Raw genomic sequence first — 20,590 nt, 5'->3', positions numbered from 1 at the left:
TTATATGTTTTATGTACGCAATTTAGTTATTTTTAAAGTATTAAAATATGATAAATATTACTTTAACGTTTTGTTATTTTATAATATCGTTGATAATTTTTAAATGATGCTTGGTATGTAATTTTAAAAACCATTGCGCATCTTTTTTGTTTAATTTACCAAATACAGGATGCTCAAAATAATTGTGTTTATGAAGCTTTTCAAAGTTACTTAGCTTTTTTAAAGTTTCTTCAAGATTGATTTGCAATGCTTGGGGTGAGCTATTTTGACTAGGTATTACCACTTTTGGGGCTTTGGCTTTACCTCTCGGAATAAAATTTATAGTTTTTATCAAAAGTCTTTTTGGGTTAAATTTCCAGATATAATTGTTTGGATTTGAGTTTTCTAACGCATCTATAATTTTACAAATAGTTAATAAACTATGTTCAATGTGCCATCCTACACTACTATTCGATACAGTAGGGTTTGTTTTTTCATTATAAGGAATTGAGTTTTTGAGTTTACCTAATAATCGATTCATATTATTCTTTTTCTAAAATATATTTTGGTACTTGGTATGGATAGGTTTCATACACACTATTCCATTCTGGAAAGTTATTACCAGCTTTATAATCTTTCTTACTTTCATCAAAACACTTTTTATATTCTTCTTTATTGCCTAATAAAGCATAACAAAGACCTTTATAGAATTTTGCGTCAATAAATGTGTTATAATATTTTATAGCCAAATTGAATTGAGCAATTGCTAAAAGGTATTTTTTTTGTTCAAATAAAGAAATTCCATAGTAAAAATAAGCTGTTGGACTTACCCAATCAGCACCTCTTTCCTTTGAAATGGTGTCTATATATTCTTTTAATAAAATTTCAGACTTGGAAAATTCGTTTAGCTGCAAGTAGTTTATTGCGATATAAAATTTGCAAGTATGGTCGAAACTAGTAATATTTCCGTATTCTTTAATCACATTTTCATAATCTGTTATTGATTCTGTGGGTTGTTTAGAAAATATACATTTTATAAAAGCTCTGTAAACCAGGTACTCTTCTCTATCATAGAGCACCGCTTTATCTACATATTTCATGCCTATTTCATATTTTCTACATTTAAAATAAGGCATTGCTTTTTCACTCCAAAGTTTTGCAATGGTACTATCTTTTTTCAGTCCATTATCCAAGCAATCTTGCCATTTATCCATTTGAAAGTTATAGTTATAACCTAATGCGCAATCTTCATAATATTCTTTGATAATTTGATTTTGAATATCAATTTTTGATTGTGATAAAGCAACAGAAGTAATTAAAAGTATAATAAAGCGAAGTTTCATATTTTTTATTTAAAAATTAAATCCCAAAAACCGAGTGGAATTTGGGATTCTGTATTGAATTTTTTAAAGATTTTCTTCTTGTTCTTTATCAAGATAACCTTGAACAATTTCTATAGCATTGGTAACTACATCACTTAGGGCTGTAATAAAGCTACCTTCTTCGGCATTATCAATAGCGTGTTTTATGGCTTCGGTTTCTTTGGCTATTATTTCGTAGGTAATGGCTTTTCCAGATTCTTTAATACCTTGCATTATTAAACCAATAATTTCTTCTTCTGTTCGCCCTCTTAAATATTTTTCTTGACGAATAATAATGTGGTCAAACATATTGGCAGCAAGGGTAGCACATTCTTTTATGTCTTCATCTCTGCGATCGCCAACACCAGCAATGATACCTATTTTTTTAGTAGCTTCTATGCTAGATAAATATTCTGAAACGCCTTTATATCCAGCAGGATTGTGAGCAAAATCTATAAGAACTTTAAATTTTTTGAATTCAAAAATATTCATTCTTCCTGGAGTTTGTGCCGCACTCGGAATAAAAGTTTGTAGTGATAAGCTAATGTCTTCTGTTTTAAAGCCATACAAATAACTAGCAAGTGTAGCAGCCAAAACATTGGCTATCATAAATTTAGCTTTTCCGCCTAGCGTAAGAGGTACGTGTGTAGCTCGTTCTACACGTATTTTCCATTCTCCTTTTTTAATAGTAATAAATCCGTTTTCATATACTGCAACAATTTTTCCTTCTTTGGCAAATTGTAACGCTTTTGGATGATTTTCATCCATAGCAAAATACGCAATATTGCAATCTAACTCATTGGCTATTTTTAGACAATATTCATCTTCGGCATTCAAAATTGCCCAACCCTCTTTTTTGATACTTTTTACAACGGTTGCTTTTACACGAGCTAATTCGTCTAGAGTGTGAATATCCGATAAACCCAAATGATCTTCTTGTATATTGGTAATAATACCTATGTCGCAACGACTAAATCCTAAACCAGCGCGTAAAATTCCTCCACGTGCTGTTTCAAGCACGGCAAATTCAACGGTAGGATCTTTTAAAATATATTCTGCAGATATTGGGCCAGTGGTATCGCCTTTTTCCATCATGTGGTTTTGTACATAAATCCCATCTGAAGTGGTAAAACCTACTCTGAACCCATTGTTTTTTACTATATGCGCAATAAGTCGGGTAGTGGTCGTTTTTCCGTTGGTTCCTGTTATTGCTATAATAGGTATGCGGCTTGGTTTTCCAGGAGGATAAAGCATATCTATAACAGGTGCGGCTACGTTTCTAGGCAATCCTTCGCTAGGAGCAAGGTGCATACGGAAACCCGGGGCAGCATTTACTTCAAGAATACAACCACCCGTTTCTTTAAGTGGTTGGGTAAGGTTTTCTGCCATAATATCGATACCGCAAACATCTAACCCAATTACTCTTGATATTCTTTCGCATAGAAAAATGTTTTCAGGATGCATCATATCGGTTACATCTACAGATGTACCACCTGTACTTAAATTGGCTGTAGATTTTAAATAGACTATTTCGTCTTTTTGTGGAATGGTTTCTAGTGTGTATCCTTTTTTATCTAATAAATCTGTGGTATCTCTATCTACGGTAATTTCTGTTAAAACATTTTCATGACCATAGCCTCTTCTTGGATCTTTATTGGTTTCATCTATCAGTTGTTGAATGGTTTGTATGCCATCGCCTTTTACATGTGCAGGTTCTCGTTTGGCAGCAGCTACCAATTTATTGTCAATAACCAAAACTCTAAAATCGTAACCTGTAATAAATTTTTCAACTATTACTCTTCGGCTATAATTTTTGGCGTATGCTAATCCAGCTTTAGCATCGTCTAAGTTTTTTACATTGATAGAAGCACCTTTACCATGATTTCCGTCAAGGGGTTTAATCACAATTGGAAAACCTATTTTTTTAATAACGTTTTCCAAATCTTCTTCGTCTACGCATATTCCTCCGCTTGCTACAGGTATAGAAGCCATATCTAGCATACGTTTGGTTTCTTCTTTATTGCAAGCAATATCTACTGCTATATTGCTTGTTTTGCACGTAATGGTAGCTTGAAATCGCATTTGGTTTACACCATAACCGAGTTGTACTAATGAGTTTGTACCAAGTCTTATCCACGGAATATCTCTAGAAACGGCTTCTTCAACAATACTTCCTGTAGAAGGGCCTAATCGAACTCGCTCGCGAATTTCACGCATTTTTTGTATATCAGCATCAATATCGTAGGGTTTACCTGCTATCAATGCCTCGGCAATTGCTACCGAACTTTCGGCCGCAAAAAGACCTACATTTTCTTCTACGTAACTAAAAACTACATTGTAAACACCCAGTGTTTTGGTTTCTCTTGTTCTTCCAAAACCCGTTTCCATGCCTGCAAGAGTTTGTATTTCTAGTGCAATATGCTCTATTACATGCCCCATCCAAGTGCCTCGCTCTATTCTAGAAAAAAAACCTCCTCGAACTCCTTCAGAACATCGATGCTCTATCATGCTTGGTAGTAAGGCTTCAATGCGCTCTCTAAATCCTTCAATTTTGTTGGTAGGAAATTGTTCCATTTCTTCCAAATCTAAACGCATTTGAATGAGTTTTTTTCGTTGGATACTCCAAATGTTTGGTCCGCGTAGTGCTTGTATTTTTAGAATTTTCATAAAGAGAAGTTTTTATAATCTACAATTTTTATTTTTATAATTTTAAAATAGCTATTTCACAATATTCTATTGCTATTGTTGTGTAATAATTTCAAGAATTTGTTAAAAATAATAAAAAAATAATACAGTATGTATTATTTGTTGCATTTTTTGTAGTAATATGTTTTTTGTAAATATAAACAATAGAAATTCAGGTAATTACAAATAATTACCAAAAATGTTGTATTAAATTAAAAAAAATAGATGAAAAAATTATCTTTCCTTATTTTTGCCATTTTTGTATTTCACTTTTTCTACAATAACGGGCTTCTTTGGTGCTTTTTTGGAAATAGGCTGTTTCTTTAAAGGTTTTTTTTCTACAGCACTTGATTTTGGAGTTGCTAATGTAATTTTGGAATTTTTTATTTTTTCCAATTCTTGCATAGGTGTTTTAGGGTTTTCTTTCGTGCCTCTTAAATAAAGTATTAAACCATTTAAAAAATTTCTTAGTATTTGGTCTCCACACGATACAAATTTTGGATGATCTTCTGTTCTAAAAAAGTTCCCTATTTCTCCTTTGGATATTCTAAAATCTACCAAATTTAAAATTTCTACAATTTGATCATCTCTTAGTTGAAGCGCTACACGTAGTTTTTTAAATATATCGTTGTTATTCATAATGTAGAAATTTTGTTTCAAAGATACGCTTTATTTCTATTTAAAATAATTGTAGCTCAATTTGAAAAACAAATGGAAATAGTTTACTTTAGCCTCATTCGATTTAAAATACTTATGAATACAAAAGAACAAAAAATAAGTTTATTGACAGATATGATTGCCTTTGCCTCTGTAGATGGTAAATTACATGAAAAGGAATTTCAGTTTTTAAGTTTGATTGCTCAAGAATTAGGTTTTACCAAAGACGAAATATTTCAATTATTTCATGTTGAAAATAAACCAGAGGTTATTAAGACTGAGTTTGAAAGAATACAACAATTTTATAGGTTGGCTTTGTTGATGTTTAGTGACGGTGAAATGCATGAAAAAGAAATTAACAAAATTTATGAAATTGGAATTCATATGGCACTTAGTCCGTTTGCTATAAAACGTATTTTAAAAGCCATGCAAGATTCGCCAACGCATATGGTTGATCCGAGTTTTATTTTGGATACATTTAATGAACAACATAACTGAAAATTAGTCAGTTAATTGTGTTTTTTGATGACAAAACTTCATTTTTGAGGGTGTTTTTTAAGTCAAAATGACACTTTTTTTCTACTGGAATATTTTTTGAAAATAGGAGGATAATTATTAATTCAAATATTTAAAAATTATGAACGTAGTAAAAAGAAACACAGTACCTTTTCCATCTATTATTGATGAGTTTTTAAAACCAGATTGGTTGGGCGGTATGCAAACCATGCAGGCTACAATACCTGCGGTAAACATAAAAGAATCGACCACATCATTTTTGATTGAGTTGGCTGCTCCAGGGAAATCTAAAGAAGATTTTAATGTAGAAATTGATCATAATATGATTACGATTTCTTCTGAAACGAAACAAGAAACAGAAATACAAGAAGGAAAATATACACGTAAAGAATTTAATTATTCTTCATTTCGAAGAGTATTTACACTACCAGAAACTGTAAATACCGATTCTATACATGCGAGCTATGAAAATGGCGTACTCAAGATTGACCTACCTAAAAAAGAGGAAGCATTACCCAAGCCAAAAAGACTTATAGAAATTCAATAACAAAAAAGGCTGTTTTACTTGTAAAACAGCCTTTTTAAATTTGTATTGAGTTTGAGAATTAAATATCATCAAAACTTATATCTGTAAATTTACTTTCAGAGTTTGAACTATCTGAAGCAGAAGTATTGTCTGAAAAATACTCACGTTTAAAATCTCTTTGATGTCTTTCTGAAATGACTTCTTCACCTTTATTCTTTAACACAAAATCGGTCATTTCGTCAAGAATTTCTCTAAAAGCGGCAAAATCTTCTTTATACAAGTAAATTTTGTGTTTTTTGAAGTGGTAAGAACCGTCTTCTTCTGTAAATTTTTTACTTTCAGTAATTGTGATGTAGTAATCGTCAGCTTTTGTAGCTCTTACATCAAAAAAATAAGTTCTTCTACCTGCTCTTAATACTTTTGAAAAGATTTCATCTTTTTCTAACATCTCATTTTCTCTCATATCGGTCATCAATTAATAGTTTTTCGGACAATTCAAAAATGTAAAAAAAATCAATAATACACAAGTTTTATTCTATTTCTTTTTCAGAAAGTTGTTTGTAGTAAAGTTCTTTGTAATACCCTTCGGTGTTTATAAGTTGATTATGAGTGCCTTCTTGTATTATTTGTCCATCTTCCAAAATTAATATTTTATCAGCGTTTTTGGCAGAAGGTACACGATGACTCACAATTATAGTGGTTTTACTTTGGGTAATATTTATTAAATTTTGCAGAATTTTTTCTTCGGTTTCTGTATCTACCGCCGAAAGACAATCGTCTAAGAGCATTATTTTTGGATTTTTTATTATAGCTCTAGCAATAGAAACGCGTTGTTTTTGTCCTCCAGAAAGTGTAATGCCTCGTTCTCCCAAAACGGTTTGATATTGCTGGTTAAATTGCATGATATTATGGTGAACTTCTGCTTTTTTTGCAGCATCTTCTATCATGTTAAATGGCGCATTTTCGTTTCCAAATTTAATATTGTTTTCTATGGTATCTGAAAATAAAAATGCATCTTGTGGAACAATACCTATGGCTTGACGTAAATTCTGTAAATTTAAGCTTCTTATATTGGTATTATCTAAGTTTATTTCTCCTTTTTCAATATCATATTGTCTGGTAAGTAGTGATAATATTGTAGATTTTCCAGAGCCCGTTTTTCCTAATATGGCTAGAGTTTCGCCAACATTTAGACTAAAAGATATATTTTTTAGTGCCGTAATTTGGGTATCGCTATAGGTGAAAGTTACATTTTTAAACTCAATTTTTCCTTGAATAGCCGTTGTATCATTTGGAGCTAAATTCTTTATTTCTGGTTCGGTATTTAGAAATTCGTTAAGTCTTTTTTGCGAAGCAGAAGCTTCTTGAATTAGCGAAGATACCCAACCAATTGATGCTACAGGCCATGTAAGCATATTTACGTACAAAATAAATTCGGCAATAGTGCCTACGCTTTTTATTTCGCCATCGATATACATTTTTCCACCAATGTAAATAACCACCAAACTACTCACGCCTATTAATGTAATCATCAATGGGCCAAACAATGCTTGTGTTTTGGAAAGACTCATGCTTTTTGTTTTACTTTCGTAGGCAAGTGCTTCCATTCGTTCTTGATTTTGAGGCTCTAGTGCATAGGCTTTGATAACTCTTAATCCCGAAAAAATTTCTTGAGAAAAGCTCGATACTTTTGATAAATATTGTTGAAATATGGTGCTTTTTTTATTGATTTCTACACTTACATAAAAAATAACAATAGCAAGTATAGGTAAAGGTATTATGGTGTACCAAGTAAGTTTTGGCGATACATTGTACATGTATATAATAACCAATGAAAACCTTATGGTGGTGTTTATAGTATACATAACCGCTGGTCCTACATACATACGCACTTTTGAAACGTCTTCGCTAATACGGCTCATTAAATCTCCTGTTCTATTGCGTTTGTAGAAATTCAAATCGAGCTGTTCGTAATGTTTAAAAACCTCATTTTTTAAATCAAATTCTACGTGTCTAGACATTACAATAAGTGTTTGTCTCATTAAAAAAGTAAGTATTCCAGCTACTAGTGTAAATCCGATTATTTTTAAAATTTTTACTACCAGTAAATCTTTGGCTTGGCTACTCGTTATTGTATTGTTTAATGTGTCTTCTATCACTTTTATAGATTCTCCAATAAGTTTTGGGGTATAAAGTGAGAAAAATTGTGCAACTATAGTAATGATTACACCTAAAAGAAAATGATATTTATACTTGATAAAGTATTTATTTAAATATTGAAGTTCTTTCATTAATTTGGGCTATATGTTTTTGAATTAACGTTTATGTTGTTAAAAAATAAGAAATTATGAAATTTAAAAATAATTAAATATCCTCATATTTATTAACAAATATCTAATTTTTATTAGAATAAGCGAAATATTTTAATTTTAATACTAAATTTGCGATGACTTGTTGAGAATATTGCAACAGTAATTATTATTTATGGTAACAGAATTAACAACTGTAGCTGAGCTACCAAAAATTGACCCTGTATTTGGGCAAGTTTCTTACGATAATCATGAGCAAATTGTTTTTTGTCACGACAAAGATACTGGTTTAAAAGCAATAATTGGAATTCATAACACAGTTTTAGGACCAGCACTAGGCGGTACTCGTATGTGGAAATACCAAAATGAATGGGAAGCTTTGAATGATGTATTGCGTTTATCGCGTGGAATGACCTATAAATCTGCAATTTCTGGATTGGATTTAGGAGGAGGAAAAGCAGTAATTATTGCAGATTCAAAAAAAGATAAATCTCCAGAATTATTTCATGCTTTTGGAAAATTTGTGCACTCACTTTCTGGTAAATATATTACTGCCGAAGATGTAGGTATTGATACACCAGATATGGACTTGGTTCACGATGTAACACCTTACGTTACCGGTATTTCTGAATCTAGAGGAGGTTCTGGAAATCCATCGCCAGTAACTGCTTATGGTGTGTATATGGGTATGAAAGCTGCTGCGAAATATAAATTTGGTTCAGATAATTTAGAAGGTAAAAAAATATTAGTACAAGGTATTGGCCATGTGGGAGAAACTTTGGTATCTCATCTAGCCAAAGAAGGTGCTTTGGTACAAATAGCTGATATTAACGAAGAACGTCTTGCAGAGGTAAGCAAACAATATGGTGTATCTATATATACAGGAGAAAACTTGTATAGCGCTGAGGTTGATATTTACTCGCCTTGTGCTCTAGGAGCTACTATTAATGATGATACCGTACATAAAATTCAAGCAAAAGTAATTGCAGGAGCAGCTAATAATCAGTTGGCAAACGAAAACATACACGGACAAATACTTAAAGAAAGAGGTATTGTTTATGCTCCAGACTTTTTGATAAATGCGGGAGGAATTATCAATGTTTATGCAGAAATAGCAAAATATGATAAAGCAGAATCTTTACGTAGAACAGAAAATATCTACAATACTACTTTGGAGATTTTTGATTATGCAGAAAAAAACAACCTGACCAATCAAAAAGCGGCTATGGCTATTGCCGAAAACCGTATAGAACAAAGAAAAAAAGAAAATACTAAATAATCATATTTAACTAAAAAATAGTTTTATTTTTGCGGAGCGAAAGAGTCATCTTTCGCTCCTTAAATTTTTAAAAAGTTCTTATTCCGTGTTAAACAGAAGACATATCCGTGTAAAAGCAATGCAGTCTATATATGCAATGCATCAAAGTGGGCATGATAGCCTCGAAAAGCAAGAAAAATTTTTACTTTCAAGCCTTGAAAATGTGTATGAGTTATACTTAGTCATTTTATCTTCATTAATTGAATTAAGAAAAAAAGAACTCGATTTTTTAGAACTTTCAAAAAATAAACATTTAGCTACCGCTCAAGATAAAAACCCGAATTTAAAGTTTGTTGATAATGCTGTTTTAGTTCTTCTTTCTGAAGATAATAAATTGGAACAGCTTCTAGAAGATAGAAAAATAAGTAATTGGCAACGTAATGATGATACAATATTACTGCTTTTACAAGATATAAAGCAGAGCGATATTTATTTAAATTACATGAATTCTGGAAAAAAATCGTTTGAAGAAGATAGAGATTTTCTTGTAGAATTATTTTCGGAGGTCATTGCGCCAAATGACAAACTATACGATTATCTAGAAGATTATAAACTTACTTGGGTAGACGATATTCCTTTAGTAAATACAGAAATTGCCAAACAATTAAAACAACTAGAAGAAGATAAATTCTTTAGAATATCTAAACTTTATAAAGATACAGAAGATAAAGAATTTGCTGTAGCTATATTTAGAAAAACAGTACTAAATGAAGCTACTTTGGAAAAAGAATTTATAGACAAAACACCCAATTGGGAAGTAGAACGTATTGCCGAATTGGATACCATTATATTAAAGATGGCAATTTGCGAATTTTTAAAATTCCCTTCAATTCCAGTGAAAGTTACAATAAACGAATATTTAGAAATAGCCAAAGAATATTCTACACCCAAAAGTTCTATATTTATAAACGGAATTTTGGATCACTTGGTAAAAGAATATCAAAACAACAATAAATTGCAAAAAGTAGGTAGAGGTTTATTATAAAATTATTTTAAAATGAAAAAATATTTTAGCGCACTGGCGGTAATTTTGGTTATAACTTTAACAAGTTGTACTGAAGAAAAAAAAGCAGATATTAAATTTGCAGAAAGTGAGTTTGATTTTGGAACAATAAAACAAGGCGATAAAGTAAATCATACGTTTAGTTTTGAAAACAAAGGAAACGATGATTTGATTATTACAAACGCTATGGGATCTTGCGGATGTACAGTGCCCGATTACCCAAAAGAAGCAATAAAACCCAATGCAAAAGCTGATATTAAAGTTTCTTTTAATTCTGCAGGTAAAGAAGGCGATCAAACAAAATCGGTTACGATTTATTCTAATGCAAAAGATAGTATAGTTGTGCTTAAAATAAAAGCACATATTGAAAAATAAAAATTAATACATATAATTATATGGGACAGTTAGGGACATTTTTGCCATTTATTTTAATGTTTGCAGTAATCTATTTATTTATGATATTGCCGCAACAAAAAAAGATGAAGAAAGAAAAAGAATTTGAAAGCTCTTTAAAAGTAGGAGATAAAATCATTACTAAAAGCGGTTTTCATGGTAAAATAGCAGAACTTACAGAAGGTACTGCTGTAATAGAAACCATGAGCGGAAAACTTAAAATAGAAAAATCAGCAATTTCTATGGAAATGAGCATGGCTCTTTCTACTAAAAAATAATATTACTTTCTGTATTTATCATTCAAACCTATGCCCGAAAGGATCATAGGTTTTATTTTTTCAAACCGAGAAATTTTTGTTTTTTCTTGTTTTGCGGTTTCAATATATTCTAAAAATTCTTTTTGTTTATAAGGAGAGAATTGCTGAAATGCTGTATGTAAAATAGAATCGTTTTCCATCTCACAATTCATAAAACTCGATTCTATAGAACTATTTTTTTGTGGTTTAAACGAAATACCTTTTTCTTCGTTGGCAATAGCCTCGTGTATATATTGAAGTATTAGTTTTTCGTTTATTTGTTCTTTAGAAGTAAAACGCCATTGTCTTAAAGCCTTAGTGGTATTTGTTGCAGCTATGAGTACTTGTGAAGTATCTTTTAAAAAGGCACCGTTAAAAAACCAAAGTGCAAAATAGTTTTTAAAACCACCAATGCCTATTATATTTTTGTTATTAAAAACATAAACAATTCCTCCCCATTTTTTAGCCTCTTGCAATGGTGTTTTGGCAATAATATCAGAAAGCAAAGCTATTTCATCTAGCCATAAATGGTTTTTATTCCAAGGATTTTTTTCTTCTTGCATTTTCGAATATTCTACTTTATTCTAGTATTATTCTTTTAGTAGCATCTACAAAAGTATAAGAGAACGTATATTTTTAGATAAAAAAAGGGAAATCTTTAGTATGATTTCCCTTTTTCTTTTTTTATTTATAGTCTCCAGAAGCGGTAATTTCAGCAATTTTGATGATTACATCAATTGCTTTTTCAATACTTTGCACGGGTACATATTCATATTTTCCGTGAAAATTATGTCCGCCAGCAAAAATATTAGGACACGGAAGTCCCATGTACGATAATCGAGAACCATCTGTACCACCACGTATTGGTTTAATTATTGGTTCAATGCCCAACTCGCGCATTGCTTTTTCGGCTATATCAACAATAAACATTTGTGGCTCAACTTTTTCACGCATATTATAATATTGATCTTTTATTTCTGCATGGCATATAGCTTCTCCAAATTGTGTGTTGTATTGTGCATTTATTTCATTTACAATAGTTTGAAGTAGTTGTTTTCGAGCTTCAAATTTTTGCATATCATGGTCACGTACTATAAGTTCTACTTTACTCTCTTCTATGCTGCCAGAAAGACCTGTAATATGAAAAAAGCCTTCATAACCTTCGGTTTCTTGTGGAACTTCATTTTTAGGTAATTTATTGATAAAATCGTTTGCTATAAGCATTGAGTTTATCATTTTTCCTTTGGCATAACCTGGGTGTACACTTTTCCCTTTGAATGTTATTTTTGCTCCTGCCGCATTAAAATTTTCATATTCTAATTCGCCAATTTGGCTTCCGTCCATAGTATAAGCCCATTGTGCACCAAATTTTTCAACGTCAAAAAAGTCTGCTCCTCTACCAATTTCTTCATCTGGAGTAAAGCCAACACGTATTTTTCCGTGTTTTATTTCTGGATGTTTTACCAAATATTCCATAGCCGAAACAATTTCTGTGATTCCAGCCTTATCGTCTGCTCCTAGCAAAGTGGTACCATCAGTTGTAATAAGTGTTTGCCCTTTGTAGAGTAGTAAATCTTCAAAATAGTTTGGAGATAATATAATGTTTTTTTCTGCATTAAGTGTAATATCGCCTCCATCATAATTTTCAACAATTTGAGGTTTAACGTTTGCTCCACAAAAATCGGGCGATGTGTCGTAATGAGAAACAAAACCAATGGTAGGCACATCATAATCAAGATTACTAGGTAGTGTACCCATTACATAACCTTTTTCATCAATGGTAACTTCTGTAAGCCCAATAATTTTTAATTCTTCTACCAATAAATTTGCGAGATTAAATTGCTTGGAAGTGCTTGGAGTGGTTTCTGAATTCGGATCTGACTCGGTATCAATCGTTACATATTTAATAAAACGGTCTATTATATGTTGCATATTTTTTAAAATTAAAAACAACTTTACACTAGCTTTATAGTATAAAGTTGTTAAGATTATTATGTGTTATTCGTTATACATTTTCAAGAACCTTATTGGGGTCGTAGCCAAATAGGTGGTGTTTTTTAATAAGATCTGCTGTGCCTTCGGGCAACATTGCTTCCCAACCTGTTTCACCATTTGCAATCATTTTAAGAATTTCTCTAGAAAATATTTTAAGATTTTCTCTTTCATAGTCTGTAATGTCTATTACTTTTCCGTTGTATGCAAAAAACTTGTAAAGTTCTTTCATTCTAGGGTGTACTTTTAAGTTTTGCGAAGTAATGATTTCTCCATTTTCTTCCATTGGATACAAATACACTTTCATATCTCGGTAAAATAGTTTACCAAAAGCTTCTAGAATACCTCCGCTTAAATGTCTGTAGTATTTTTCGTCAAAAATATCTACGAGGTTGTTTACTCCCATAGCTAGTCCCATTCGGGCTTTGGTAAAACTAGAAAAATATTCAACTACTCTATAATATTCTTGAAAATTTGAAATCATTACCGTTTGCCCTAAGGAGCATAATAGCTCGGCTCTGTCCATAAAATCTCTTTCGTCAATTTCTCCTTCAGAGCGAAGGTTGGATAATGTTATTTCAAAAATAACATAGGTATTTTCTTTATCTACTTTATTTTCTGCCGTAAACATTTCTAGTGAACGGCGGTACATATCCATATTTACTTTAGTAACAGGTCTATAGCTTCCTCTTAAAGCAAGTATATTTTTTTTGTACAAAACAGCAGCAGGCAAAATGTTTTTCCCTTCGGGGCTAAACATTACAGCGTCTGTCATACCATTTTTTACCAATTGCAAACTCATCAATCTATTGTCTACAGATGCAAATCGGGGGCCAGAGAAATTTATGGTATCTATTTCTAACTGGTCTTTGTCTAAATGGTCATATAGATATCGAAGAAGTTTTTTGGGATCATTGTATTTATAAAAAGCGCCATAAATAAGGTTTACTCCAAGTATTCCTAATGTTTCTTGTTGTAAGCGCGCATCGGTTTCTTTAAATCGGATGTGTAGTATAATTTCGTTATATTCTTCTTCGGGTTCTACTTGGTATTTTATCCCAACCCAACCGTGTCCTTTAAATTGTTTAGCAAAATCTATAGTAGCTACGGTATTAGCATAACTAAAAAACATTTTGTTTGGATGCTTTTCGCGGTCAAGGCGTTGCTCTATAAGTTTTACCTCGTGGGTAAGCATTTTTTTTAATCGACTTTCAGTAACATATCTGCCATCATCTTCTACACCATAAATGGCATCACTAAAGTCTTTATCGTATGCAGACATGGCTTTGGCAATAGTTCCAGATGAAGCTCCAGCTCTAAAAAAATGTCTTACCGTTTCTTGGCCAGCCCCAATTTCTGCAAATGTTCCATAAATATTATCATTAAGATTTATTCTTAAAGCTTTATCTTTTATAGAAGGAATATGCTCAATTACCTTATCGCCTTTTAGCTTAATATTTAATCCGTTTCCCATAGGTATTTCAAATTCATTACAAAGTTAGCAATTACTCACTTTTATTAAAATTCTATTTCCTTATTTTTGTAAAATAAATATAGATTTAACATAACCTTATCAAAAACCGTGCTACATGGAGGTATATTTTTTAGGAACAGGTACTTCGCAGGGTATTCCTGTAATAGGCTGTACAGATGAAGTGTGTTTGAGCACCGATAGTAAAGACAAAAGATTGCGTGTTTCAATTTGGGTTGTTGATAAAGATTTTTCGGTGGTAATAGATTGCGGGCCCGATTTTAGACAACAAATGCTAAACTCTAAGTGCGATAGGGTAGATGGCATTCTATTTACACACGAACATGCCGACCATACTGCGGGGCTAGACGATATAAGACCTTTTTACTTTAATCAAGGGGCTATTTCTATATATGCACAAAACAGAGTTTTAAAAAATTTGGAAAAACGTTTCGACTATATTTTTACTCAAGATAATAAATACCCTGGAGCACCTTCTGTACTTGCTTTTGAGGTAGAACCAAGCAAACCATTTTATGTAAAGAACAAAACGATAATTCCTATTGAAGTTCTTCACGGAAAAATGCCTATACTTGGCTATAGAATAGATAATTTTGCTTATTTAACAGATGTGTCTTTTGTAGAAGAAAGCCAAATAGAAAAGTTAAAAGGCGTCAAGGTGTTGGTAATTAATGCTTTGAGAAAAGAGCCTCATCATTCACATTTTAATTTGGAAGAAGCTCTAGAATTTGTACATTTGATAAACCCAGAAAAAGCCTACTTATCGCATATAAGTCACCATATGGGCTTGCATGAAAATGTACAAAAAGAATTGCCCAAAAATGTAATATTGGCTTTTGATAATTTAACAATAACCGTTTAAAAAAATGAAAAAACAATTATTTTTATATTTATTCATACTCTCAGCATTATTAAATGTTTTTACGTATAGTTATTTTACAAGAAAAGAAGCTTTTGAAAAAAAACAACAAGCCTCTACAAGCTCTTCGGCAAAAGATAGTTTGAATGTATTGTACAATCAATTGGTAGAAGCCAATTATTTTGCTTTGGAAAACAATGATAACGCTAAAGAATATTTTTATAATGCTAATTTAGATTATACTAAAATTATTCCCTTAGTAAAGAATGCTTTAATAGACTATAATGGAAGTCCAAAAGGGAATCCGTATACAGATCAAGCGGCAGATGGTGAAAAAAAGTTTTCAATTAATAAAATAAAACTACTAAATCATCGTTGGTTAATAGCAGACTATAGTAATGGAGAATTGTGGGGAGAAGCCTTGATTAAATATTTTATAAATAAAGACCAAACTGTATCTTTCGAAACTATTCAAACTTATTTATATCCAAAACAAATCGAATAATTATGTTAAAAAAAGCACTACTATTACTCTTATTGACCTTTTTAATGTTTTCTTGTAAATTAAATAAAGATGCCGATACTTTATTGCCAGGTGAAGCTACAGATTCTGTTGCTGTAGGTACAGATAAAGACGAGCATGGTTGTTTGGCTTCAGCAGGATATACTTGGTCTAAAGTGAGTAAAGATTGTGTGAGAGTTTTTACAGGAATTCAGCTAAATCCTATTGAAAAACAAGAAAAAGAAGAAGCTATTTTATGCGCTTATGTTTTATTTAGCGAAGATGGTAACACAGCCGAAATATTTATGCCCAATATAGACGACTCGTTATTACTAGTTAGAAAAGATAAAAATGAGCCTTGGGTATACAAAGATTATCAATTGTATTTAGGTAAAGAGTATTCTCTTAAAAAAGCTGGAATTACAATTTATAAAGGAGATATTGAAGCCGGAAATAAAGTCATTGAAAGTGATGAGCCAGAACAAGGCATAGAACAATAAAAGGGACTAAAGAATCCCTTTTATTTTATAAATAAGTTTCGATCCATTTTTTAAAATCAAAGAAATTTTGCGGCGCTACACCATGGCCTACAGGATATTCTTTGTACACAATATCAATTCCAAAATCTTTAATTTTTGCCGAAGAAATTCTTGCCCACTCAACAGGAATAACTTGATCGACATTTCCATGAGAAGCAAATACTTTTACGTTTTGTATATCGGGATTGTCTAAAAATGTATCAACAACAATTTCGGGGTTAAAATAGCCACTCAACGCTACAATTTTGTTTACTTTTTTTGGATAAGATAATGCTACCGCATAGCTTAATATTGCGCCTTGGCTAAACCCAATGAGAACTGTTTTATCTTGGTCTATAGGATATTTGCTTGTAAGCTCATCAATAAAATTTGCTATGAGTTCTCTAGATTCTATTGCTTGAGGAATATCTGAAAATTTTGTAGCATCGGCAGTAAAATTTATTGCATACCATGCGTAGCTATCATACATCATATCATGAGGTGCTCTAGCAGAAACAACATAACAATCTTCGGGAAGCTCGCTAGCAAAAGAAAATAAATCTTCTTCATTACTACCATAACCATGAAGTAGTATTAGCAAAGGATTTTTATCCTTTATTGTTTTAGGTTCTCGTATTAAATACTGTAAAGATAGGCTCATTATAAAGTTTTAAATATTTTTTGAAAGAAATTACCCAATACAGGAATAAGTTTTGTTTTACCTTCTAAAGCGGCTAGAAATCCATAAATCCATAAGATAAAGAAAAAAATATAGAAAGCACTCGTAGCAGTCCAACTATCGGCATAACTTACAAAATAACCTAGTAAAAAAAATGATAAAAATACGCCTAAAGCCTGACGTATATGAAACGAATTAAAGTTACTTTTTTTCTCAGCATCAGTATTCATAATCATAGCAATTACAGTACCTATAATAGTAAAGTAAGCCAATATTCCTAATGATTTATTTTCTTTCATTATTGTTTAAACTAATTTTATTGTTGTTTATAACCCCGTAAACTTCTCCTTGCATTGGTTCGTTTATAAAAATGGCGTTTTTAGATTTAGATATTATATTTTTAGTATCAAAAACCCATGATGTATTTGGGTTAAATAGTGTCATATTAGCAAGATTTCCTTGTTTAATACTACTTTTTTGTTTTCCTAAAATAGTTCTGCCAAAAGTTAATTTTTCAATAATACATTCCAAAGTCAATACTTTGTTTAAAGCTCCAAAAGCACTTTCCAAACCTATTGTACCAAAATGAGCCAAGTCAAATTCAAGATTTTTATATTCTATATTTACAGGGTGATGATCTGTTGTAATACAATCGATAGTATTGTCTTTAACCGCCTCGAGTAACGCTAATCGATCTTGTTCGGTTCTTAACGGAGGAAGTACTTTGGTATTTGTATTAAAATCAGAAAGTTTTTCATCGGTTAATGTTAAATGATGAACCGATACGCTACATGTAACATGTAATCCCTTTGCTTTGGCTTCTTGTATAAGTTTTACCGATTTTTGAGTAGAAATAGTAGGAATGTGCAGTTTTCCCCCTGTATATTCTAATAGAAATAAGTTTCGTGCTATTGCAATTTCTTCTGCCAAACTAGGTATTCCTTTTAGACCTAAATGGGTTGCAGCTACACCTTCGTTTACAACACCTTTACCTTTTAATGAATCTTCTTGAGAAAAAGCAATAACCAAGCCGTTAAAATCTTGAACATATTGCAAAGCAATTTTCATGATATTTGCATTGGCAATAGAGCAATTATAATCGCCAAAAGCTACAGCTCCAGCATTTTTCATGTCGTACAAATCTGCTAAATCTAAACCCTCGCTTTTTTTGGTTAATGCACCAATGGGAAAGGCTTCAACAAGATGATGTAACGATCTATTTTTTATAAATTCTATTTGTGCTTGATTATCGGTAATGGGTTTTGTATTTGGCTGAATAGCTACTTGGGTAAAGCCACTTTTGGCAGCTGTATTTAAACCATTAAGTAAAGTTTCGGCATCTTCAAAACCAGGTTCTCCAAAGCAAACACTTGTATCAATCCAGCCGTTTGATATGTGAAGATTATCAAATTCGATGTTTTGATAATCGTTTTGTGTGATTTCTGGAGCAATATCTTCAATTATGCCCTTTGTTATTTTAATATCAACCGTTTGCTTGTGATATTGGCTTGAAGCATCGAGCACTTTTGCTTTTTTTAAAATGAGTTTCATTTTACAAATTTTTGAATCGCTATTTCCAATGCTAAAAATAGTAGTGCCAAAAGCACAAACCATTTCCATACCATACTATCGGTACGGTTGATATGCAAGGTGTTGAATAGAGTTTCTACATCGTTAAATTCTTTGAAATCTGAAACAGCATCTTTGTTTACATTTTCCAAATTACTTTCTTTTCTATTGTAGTTAAAACTCAGGTTTTCTATAGCGGTTGTGTTGTTGTAAATAGAATAATTTCCTGCTTTGTTAGGATTTTCATTAAAAGTAAGTTTTGCCTTATTGTTGAGAATTTGTTGTACAGGAATAAAACTTTCTTTGTTTTGGGGTTCGGTACTTTTTACACTTACAATTTCGTCTTTACCCAAATCGGTTTCCACAATATAAGGTGTATTATTGCCTATAGTAATAGCAGTAGCTCCCGTTTTTTGAATATTTTTTGCCATGTTGTAAAAAACAGGCACTATAATAGGTGAATTTTGAAAATTACTATTCGCTTTGTTGATTGGTGCCGCAAACGCATATACAGATGCTAATCCGTTGGAGAATACCGATAAAAATGAAGTAGCATCATTATATTGCAAAGCGCTAGGAATAGCACCATTTATTTCAAATGAAATATTTGTTTTTGGATATTGAAAGTTATCTACCTTTTTTTCAAATACACCCGTAAATAGCGGATGATTAAAATTGATTTTAGAAATTAATTTCTCATTGGTGGTAGGACTTTGGTAGGTAATACCGCCCCAATTTTGCGTAAGAGTATTTAAATTTGATGCTACACTTTCGGCATTAGGAATAATGATGACATTTCCTCCTTTTTGAGCAAAAGATTTCAAATTGGTTTGAAGCGCTACAGGAATTTCTTTCAACTCATTGAGTATAATAGCGTCTTGTTTATCAAGTATATTATAATCGAGTTGCGCTAAAGGATAGTTTTTATAAATAAATTCATCATTAGTATAAATTCGAGATAGAAATTCAGATTTTGCGTCGTCGCCAATACTAATTACTTTATTTTTTTCGGGTTTAGAGATGCTAAAATAATAGGTGTTGTCGTACTCTAGACCATCATCTAGTAAAGAAACATATCCGTTAAAATTTTCTTTAGGTAATGTGAAATTTATTTTATTCTCGGAAGTTTTTAAATTTACCAATGTTTTAGCCTGCAGTTTATTGTTGTTGTACAATGAAACAGGTACGTTTACAGTTTTATCAGTATCAAAACTCTTTATTTTTACACTTATTTCATAAAACTTGTCCAACGTTTGATTAAGATACACAGTATCTATAGCTACATTTGATTTTTTTTCTATTTCAGGAACAATAAAAAACAAATTTTCGTCATTTTTATAGCTTTTTAGCGCATCATTTTTTATACCTATTGCATCGGTAATTACTACAATATCTTTTTTGTTGGCTGTTTTATGCGATTTTATTTTTGCCAAAAGACTCTCTATGTCAAACGAAATAGGACTGTATGCTAAGTTTTGAAGTTCTTTTTGTATGGTTTTTATATCGGTATTCCAATAATCATCGGTACAGGTTAAAAGTGAAAAATTTGCATTTTCTGGAGCGTGTTGTAATAACTCTTGCACGGCTCTTTTAAGCAATTCTCCTTTTTTACCTTTGGCTTGCATACTAAACGAATTGTCTAAAATAATATACAATTCATTTTGAGCATTTTCGCTGTCTTTGGCTTTAAAAAAGGGTTGTGCAAAGGCAAAAATAACACAAGCCAATAGTAATAATCTAGTTGCTAGAAGTAAATATTTTTTTATTTTGGAACTTTTTCGAGTTTGTAAAGCAAGTTCTTTTAAAAACTTTACATTCGAAAAATATTCTTTTTTAAATTTTCGTAATTGAAAAAGATGCACCAGAATGGGTATTACCAATAAGAAAAGGAAATATAAAAGTTCTGGATGTTTGAATTGCATAGAGTTAAAAGTTT

22 protein-coding genes are annotated in these 20,590 nt (G+C 31.5%); 9 read left to right on the top strand and 13 right to left on the bottom strand.

Annotation, left to right across the window (positions count from 1 at the left end; genetic code table 11):
* Window positions 1–73: 73 nt before the first annotated feature.
* The 4 genes from Q361_RS01945 to Q361_RS01930 form a co-directional block, all read right to left on the bottom strand.
* On the bottom strand, window positions 74–520 hold the full coding sequence (locus Q361_RS01945) for a DUF1569 domain-containing protein (RefSeq protein ID WP_103725023.1): 447 nt from the start codon (window positions 518–520) through the stop codon (window positions 74–76).
* 1 nt (window position 521) lies between these two features.
* Window positions 522–1,322 carry a tol-pal system YbgF family protein gene (locus tag Q361_RS01940; RefSeq protein ID WP_245874590.1) on the bottom strand — a complete coding sequence of 267 codons (801 nt, stop codon included), beginning with the start codon at window positions 1,320–1,322 and terminating at the stop codon, window positions 522–524.
* A 63-nt stretch (window positions 1,323–1,385) separates the two neighbouring features.
* Window positions 1,386–4,007, bottom strand: a complete 2,622-nt coding sequence (gene cphA / locus Q361_RS01935; RefSeq protein WP_103725021.1) for a cyanophycin synthetase — start codon at window positions 4,005–4,007, stop codon at window positions 1,386–1,388.
* Between the two features lie 252 nt (window positions 4,008–4,259).
* The gene (locus tag Q361_RS01930) at window positions 4,260–4,664 is read right to left on the bottom strand and encodes a DUF1456 family protein (protein WP_103725020.1); all 405 of its coding nucleotides are present in this window, start codon (window positions 4,662–4,664) and stop codon (window positions 4,260–4,262) included.
* Between the two features lie 72 nt (window positions 4,665–4,736).
* Here Q361_RS01930 and Q361_RS01925 point away from each other — a divergent pair, with 72 nt between their 5' ends.
* Complete coding sequence (locus Q361_RS01925; protein WP_345892784.1) at window positions 4,737–5,180, top strand: tellurite resistance TerB family protein; 444 nt, start codon at window positions 4,737–4,739, stop codon at window positions 5,178–5,180.
* A 139-nt stretch (window positions 5,181–5,319) separates the two neighbouring features.
* Window positions 5,320–5,745 carry an Hsp20/alpha crystallin family protein gene (locus Q361_RS01920; protein ID WP_103725018.1) on the top strand — a complete coding sequence of 142 codons (426 nt, stop codon included), beginning with the start codon at window positions 5,320–5,322 and terminating at the stop codon, window positions 5,743–5,745.
* 58 nt (window positions 5,746–5,803) lie between these two features.
* Here Q361_RS01920 and Q361_RS01915 read toward each other — a convergent pair whose 3' ends face one another.
* Together Q361_RS01915 and Q361_RS01910 are read right to left on the bottom strand one after the other, a co-directional pair.
* Window positions 5,804–6,187, bottom strand: coding sequence for a PUR family DNA/RNA-binding protein (locus tag Q361_RS01915; RefSeq protein ID WP_103725150.1), 384 nt, complete (start codon window positions 6,185–6,187; stop codon window positions 5,804–5,806).
* Between the two features lie 67 nt (window positions 6,188–6,254).
* On the bottom strand, window positions 6,255–8,015 hold the full coding sequence (locus tag Q361_RS01910; RefSeq protein ID WP_103725017.1) for an ABC transporter ATP-binding protein: 1,761 nt from the start codon (window positions 8,013–8,015) through the stop codon (window positions 6,255–6,257).
* Between the two features lie 193 nt (window positions 8,016–8,208).
* Between Q361_RS01910 and Q361_RS01905 the strand changes: the two genes are divergently transcribed.
* The 4 genes from Q361_RS01905 (at window position 8,209) to yajC (ending at window position 11,025) form a co-directional block, all read left to right on the top strand.
* A complete protein-coding gene (locus tag Q361_RS01905; protein WP_103725016.1) occupies window positions 8,209–9,312 on the top strand; it encodes a Glu/Leu/Phe/Val dehydrogenase dimerization domain-containing protein in 1,104 nt (367 codons plus the stop codon).
* 118 nt (window positions 9,313–9,430) lie between these two features.
* Complete coding sequence (gene nusB, locus Q361_RS01900; RefSeq protein ID WP_103725149.1) at window positions 9,431–10,336, top strand: transcription antitermination factor NusB; 906 nt, start codon at window positions 9,431–9,433, stop codon at window positions 10,334–10,336.
* A 12-nt stretch (window positions 10,337–10,348) separates the two neighbouring features.
* The gene (locus Q361_RS01895) at window positions 10,349–10,729 is read left to right on the top strand and encodes a DUF1573 domain-containing protein (RefSeq protein ID WP_103725015.1); all 381 of its coding nucleotides are present in this window, start codon (window positions 10,349–10,351) and stop codon (window positions 10,727–10,729) included.
* Between the two features lie 20 nt (window positions 10,730–10,749).
* Entirely contained in the window at window positions 10,750–11,025 is a 276-nt protein-coding gene (gene yajC / locus Q361_RS01890) for a preprotein translocase subunit YajC (protein WP_103725014.1), read from the top strand.
* Between the two features lie 2 nt (window positions 11,026–11,027).
* On the opposite strand, the gene Q361_RS01885 is transcribed toward yajC, so the two are convergent.
* From Q361_RS01885 to Q361_RS01875, 3 genes are all read right to left on the bottom strand, one after another.
* Window positions 11,028–11,606, bottom strand: a complete 579-nt coding sequence (locus Q361_RS01885) for a YdeI/OmpD-associated family protein (RefSeq protein ID WP_103725013.1) — start codon at window positions 11,604–11,606, stop codon at window positions 11,028–11,030.
* A gap of 121 nt (window positions 11,607–11,727) precedes the next feature.
* Window positions 11,728–12,975, bottom strand: coding sequence for a peptidase T (pepT, locus tag Q361_RS01880; RefSeq protein ID WP_103725012.1), 1,248 nt, complete (start codon window positions 12,973–12,975; stop codon window positions 11,728–11,730).
* A gap of 73 nt (window positions 12,976–13,048) precedes the next feature.
* Complete coding sequence (locus Q361_RS01875) at window positions 13,049–14,509, bottom strand: nicotinate-nucleotide adenylyltransferase (protein WP_103725011.1); 1,461 nt, start codon at window positions 14,507–14,509, stop codon at window positions 13,049–13,051.
* 115 nt (window positions 14,510–14,624) lie between these two features.
* Here Q361_RS01875 and Q361_RS01870 point away from each other — a divergent pair, with 115 nt between their 5' ends.
* The 3 genes from Q361_RS01870 to Q361_RS01860 are packed head-to-tail and all read left to right on the top strand — an operon-like array spanning window position 14,625 to window position 16,388.
* The gene (locus Q361_RS01870) at window positions 14,625–15,389 is read left to right on the top strand and encodes an MBL fold metallo-hydrolase (protein ID WP_103725010.1); all 765 of its coding nucleotides are present in this window, start codon (window positions 14,625–14,627) and stop codon (window positions 15,387–15,389) included.
* A 4-nt stretch (window positions 15,390–15,393) separates the two neighbouring features.
* On the top strand, window positions 15,394–15,891 hold the full coding sequence (locus Q361_RS01865; protein ID WP_103725009.1) for a hypothetical protein: 498 nt from the start codon (window positions 15,394–15,396) through the stop codon (window positions 15,889–15,891).
* 2 nt (window positions 15,892–15,893) lie between these two features.
* On the top strand, window positions 15,894–16,388 hold the full coding sequence (locus Q361_RS01860) for a hypothetical protein (RefSeq protein WP_103725008.1): 495 nt from the start codon (window positions 15,894–15,896) through the stop codon (window positions 16,386–16,388).
* Window positions 16,389–16,413: 25 nt separating this feature from the next.
* Here Q361_RS01860 and Q361_RS01855 read toward each other — a convergent pair whose 3' ends face one another.
* Genes Q361_RS01855 through Q361_RS01840 form a run of 4 tightly spaced genes read right to left on the bottom strand, consistent with a single transcriptional unit; the run spans window position 16,414 to window position 20,576 of the window.
* Window positions 16,414–17,067 carry an alpha/beta hydrolase gene (locus tag Q361_RS01855; RefSeq protein ID WP_103725007.1) on the bottom strand — a complete coding sequence of 218 codons (654 nt, stop codon included), beginning with the start codon at window positions 17,065–17,067 and terminating at the stop codon, window positions 16,414–16,416.
* Window positions 17,067–17,384 (bottom strand): hypothetical protein, encoded by a 318-nt coding sequence (locus tag Q361_RS01850; protein ID WP_103725006.1) that lies wholly within the window; start codon window positions 17,382–17,384, stop codon window positions 17,067–17,069. The genes Q361_RS01855 and Q361_RS01850 overlap by 1 nt, the downstream gene beginning before the upstream one ends.
* Entirely contained in the window at window positions 17,371–18,636 is a 1,266-nt protein-coding gene (locus Q361_RS01845; protein ID WP_103725148.1) for a dihydroorotase, read from the bottom strand. The genes Q361_RS01850 and Q361_RS01845 overlap by 14 nt, the downstream gene beginning before the upstream one ends.
* Window positions 18,633–20,576, bottom strand: coding sequence for a vWA domain-containing protein (locus tag Q361_RS01840; RefSeq protein WP_103725005.1), 1,944 nt, complete (start codon window positions 20,574–20,576; stop codon window positions 18,633–18,635). The genes Q361_RS01845 and Q361_RS01840 overlap by 4 nt, the downstream gene beginning before the upstream one ends.
* Between the last annotated feature and the right edge of the window lie 14 nt (window positions 20,577–20,590).

This window comes from Flavobacterium croceum DSM 17960, from assembly GCF_002917885.1.
GTDB lineage: Bacteria > Bacteroidota > Bacteroidia > Flavobacteriales > Flavobacteriaceae > Flavobacterium > Flavobacterium croceum.
The sequence above is the reverse complement of the archived record's forward strand: the minus strand, read 5'-3'. Positions and strand labels throughout refer to the sequence as shown.